Origin of the sequence: Corallococcus sp. CA041A (assembly GCF_003612075.1) — a bacterium.
GTDB lineage: Bacteria > Myxococcota > Myxococcia > Myxococcales > Myxococcaceae > Corallococcus > Corallococcus exiguus.
On record NZ_RAWF01000451.1, the window covers coordinates 1 to 3,808 of the forward strand.

Genomic DNA, 3,808 nt, shown 5'->3' on the forward strand with positions numbered 1-3,808 from the left:
CCCCTCCAAGCCAGGCGGGAATGCGCACCCGGCACAGAGCCCATGGCGGGTGGCGGCGCGAGGAGCGCCAGCGCATGGGTGAGGACGGCGCCGCGCCTCAGCGCAGTTCCTGGGCGAACTGCTCACGATAGCGCCCCTGGAGCGTCTTCAGCGCCTCCGCCATCCCCACGGCGCGGTACTGCTCCGCCAGGAGTTGCCACGCTTGCTTGTGCAAGGGCTCCAGCGCCACGACACGCTCCAGGTGGGTACGCGCCTCCTCTCGGGGACCCGACTCGGAGGCCAACCATCCCAGGATGAAGTGCGCCTGCACCGCATCCTCGTACGCGGCCACGGCCTGCCGACACGCCGCTTTCGCAGGCCCCGTCCTGCCAGCGCGCAGGTGGCCTTCGCAGTCCAACACGTGCAGCACCGCCGCGCGCGGGAACTCCCGCCTCAGCCAGGTGAGTCGTGCCTGCACCTTCGTCGCCGGCCCCTTGTCGAGGGAGTCCTCGACGTCCTTCGCCGCGCGGATGAACTCGCCCTCCCGCTCCACCGCGACACCGCTCACGGAGACATCCACTGGCAGCGCCTTCCAGCGTCGAGCCTGCCGAGCCCAGGTCCGCAGTTGCTCGGTCCGAGAGTCATTGCCCGCCTTCTGGGTGGCCTGCTCCGCCCACGTGACCGAGGAGGTCTCCTTGAAGAAGGCCGCGAGATCTCCCCAGACTTCCGGCGGTGTTCCAGGGTTCGCTTCCATCCGTTGCCGCGCCCGCACGAGCTGGCCTTGCGCCTCCAGGTGCTGCCCCTGTTGGAGGGCCAGGGACGCAAGGAAGAACAAGGGGGCGGGCTCGGAGGGGAATTTCTCCGCGACGGCCTCGCACTTCTCCCGGGTCGCCGGCAACTTGGGGGCGACCCGCGTGTCCAGGTAGCAGGCCACCCTTTGGACGAAGAAGTCCTCCGGGTAGCGTCGCGCGAGGGGCTCTATCTGCTGGGCGGCGACCTCCACGCGTCCCGCCTTCTCGAGCGCGAGGATCTCGTCGAGCCGGCGCCGGTCCTCCGGAGGCAGGGGGGCCTGGAGCTGGTGAACGACCAGCGGCGCCTTGGCCTCGCGGACCTTCGCGAGCCATTCGACGACAGCCTCCTTCTCCGGTCCCTCCCAGTCCGGCGAGGACGTCGAGGCCAGCAGTGCCCCCAGCTCGGTCGCCCAGGCCCGCGCGGCGGCGTCATCGCGACGACCCGCCGAGGCATGGCGAAGGCTGGTCTTGAGCAACGCCAGGGTCTGCGGTGTGAAGGCCGACTGACTCGGTGCGTAGCTCGGGAACATCATCCAGTGCGAGTTGCGCACGTGGAATGCCCCCAGCGTGTGCGCCCACTCGTGGAGGAAGATGGACGTCTCCTTATGCATCTTCCGCTCCTCGTAGAGCGTCTGCCGCTCGTCCTGGGGCAGGTGGATCAGCGCCTCCATGATGGCGCGGACCTCCTCCGCGTTTCCCATCTCACGCAGCACGCAGTGGCGCCCGAACAGCCGGGCCATGCCCAGCTCATGCTGCGCGGAGGAGAAGAGCTTGAGCGCGGAGACGAAGCCGACCACCAGGTCCACGTCCTCGCCCGGATCCCTCAGCTCCAGCGCGGTCAGTGAACCCTCCAACTCGCCCTCGACACCTCGATGCGCCCACTCGCGCGTCGACTCAAGCTCGAAGACAACGCCCAGTTGCCCCTGCATCACCGAGCTCGCGCGCTGCAACTGGGACACGACGCTGCTTCGCCAGCGCACTACCTGCTCCCGATAGTCCGAGTCCGCGTAGACCCGGACCCGAATCTTCCGGACGGGACCCGTCGAGGGCTGCGACGAGGACTCCAACTTCGCTGGAGCGAGGGTTCGCGCCTGTTCCCGTGCGTAGTCCACGGGTCGCTTCACACACGACACGCCGAGGACACAGCCCCACACCGCCAACAGGGCGACACGCGCCGCCAACCCCATGACACGACCTGTGCTCATGGATCCCTCCCATACGCGAAATGCGTCAGGAACACACCTGACTCCCAGTGAGAGGGCGAGCCTGACGGCGCGGTGGCGATGAGCAAAAGAAGTCGTGTTCCAGTGGGTTCACGAAAGCCAATGCTGACCGCCAAAAGCTCTGCGAGAGCCAACTGCAGGCATGCAAGGGTGTTGACGACGTCCAAAAAGAATCCAGCAGACATCCATGGACACGCCCGCCACACCTGAAGCAGGTGAACACGTCCCCGGGCGGCGGCGGAGGCCACCACGGACGCCGAGCGCACGCGGGTCCACGGCGCCCTGGATGCCCTCGAAAAGACGCTGACCGACCGCATCACCCGGCATGACGCGCCGCCCAAGACGGTGGCTCCGGAGATGTCCCGGATGCCACCGTTGATGTTGCCCAAGCTGAGAGCGCATGGACGTGAACCAAGCGCTGGACACCTGGCAGGAGAAGCTGAAGGCGCGCTTCCCCCGCTGATCATTCGTGGGGGAATTGGATGTCAGACACGACCCTAGTGGGTCACTCCATGGGTTGGATGCAAGCCCCTGTAGTGAGGGCTCGCGGAGAATTGAACCCACCGAAAATCCGTGTCTACGATTCAGGCTCTGGCCCCCTCATGAAAATCTCGCTCCCCACCCGAAACGACAAGGGAAAGACCGGGCAAAAAGCCCGGCCGACGTTCCCCGTGGACTCACTCTTGGGTACCCGACTGGGTGAGTTCACCCTGGAGGAGTGCATTGGTGAGGGTGGCATGGGGGTGGTGTACCGGGCGGTGCATCCGCTGATTGGCAAGCAGGTCGCCATCAAGGTGCTTCGGTCCGAGATGGTCTCGGAGCACCTGGTGAACCGGCTGCTCATGGAGGCACGAGCGGTCAACTCCATCAAGCACCCGGGAGTGGTCGACATCTTCGGGTTCGGGAACCTCCCGGACGAACGCCCCTACGTCACGATGGAGTTGCTCCAGGGCCGTCCGCTCTCCGACTTCCTTCGCGGGAGTCGCCCGATGGAACTGGAGTGCGTGGTCTGGGTCATGGATCAGGTCCTGGCCGCGTTGGGCGCGGCGCACCGGGCGGGCGTCATCCACCGGGACCTGAAGCCCGCGAACATCTTCATCGTCACCGACGCGGTGACGGCGCCGGTCGTCAAGCTGGTCGACTTCGGCATCGCCAAGCTGCTGGAGTCCCGCGAGAACCCGATGACCTCGGAGGGGACGGTTCTGGGGACCCCGGAGTTCATGGCGCCGGAGCAGATTCGGGGAACACGCATCAGCCCCGCCACGGACCTCTATGCACTGGGCGTCCTCATGTTCCAGATGCTGACAGGCTCACGGCCATTTCAGGGTGATCCCATCCAGGTGATGTTCGCGCACATGGAGCGGCCTGCTCCGCTCCCCTCGTCTCGGGTTCCCCGAATCCCGCCAACGCTGGATGCCCTGGTGCGTCATCTGTTGGAGAAGAACCCCGCCGCACGGCCACACTCCGCGGAGGCCGTACGGGAACGGCTGAAGAACATCCCCCTTCGTACGACACCTTATGTGCCGTCCGTCCCAACTGGCACGCCAGGGGCTTCGGATGATCCTCCATCCGATGACACCCTCACCTCCGAGACGCTGGAGCCGCTGAAGAGCAACTGGGACATCTCCGTACCGGACTGGTGGATGGCTCCAGTGGTCCTGTTCCTCTGTACGGGGGCCGCGGTCCTCAGGCTCCAAAGCACAGAGGTCTCTTCCCAAGCAGACCTCCCCGTGCGCACTGCCAAGGTGATTGTCTTCCCCCCCCCCCAACCGGAGCCAATCCCGCCAGCGCAACCACTCAAGAGCCTGTCAAACG

2 protein-coding genes are annotated in these 3,808 nt (G+C 66.3%); one reads left to right on the forward strand and one right to left on the reverse strand.

The window, feature by feature from the left end:
- Positions 1–97: 97 nt before the first annotated feature.
- Complete coding sequence (locus D7V77_RS40790; protein ID WP_147452331.1) at positions 98–1,975, reverse strand: lipopolysaccharide assembly protein LapB; 1,878 nt, start codon at positions 1,973–1,975, stop codon at positions 98–100.
- A gap of 701 nt (positions 1,976–2,676) precedes the next feature.
- On the opposite strand from D7V77_RS40790, the gene D7V77_RS40795 reads away from it, so the two are divergent.
- Positions 2,677–3,808: serine/threonine-protein kinase (locus D7V77_RS40795; RefSeq protein ID WP_233597536.1), on the forward strand; the 1,132-nt coding region annotated here is incomplete at its 3' end.

Excerpts from the sequence above, each read along its gene's own strand:
- D7V77_RS40790 (WP_147452331.1), bottom strand. The coding sequence starts at position 1,975 with ATGAGCACAGGTCGTGTCATGGGGTTGGCGGCGCGTGTCGCCCTGTTG.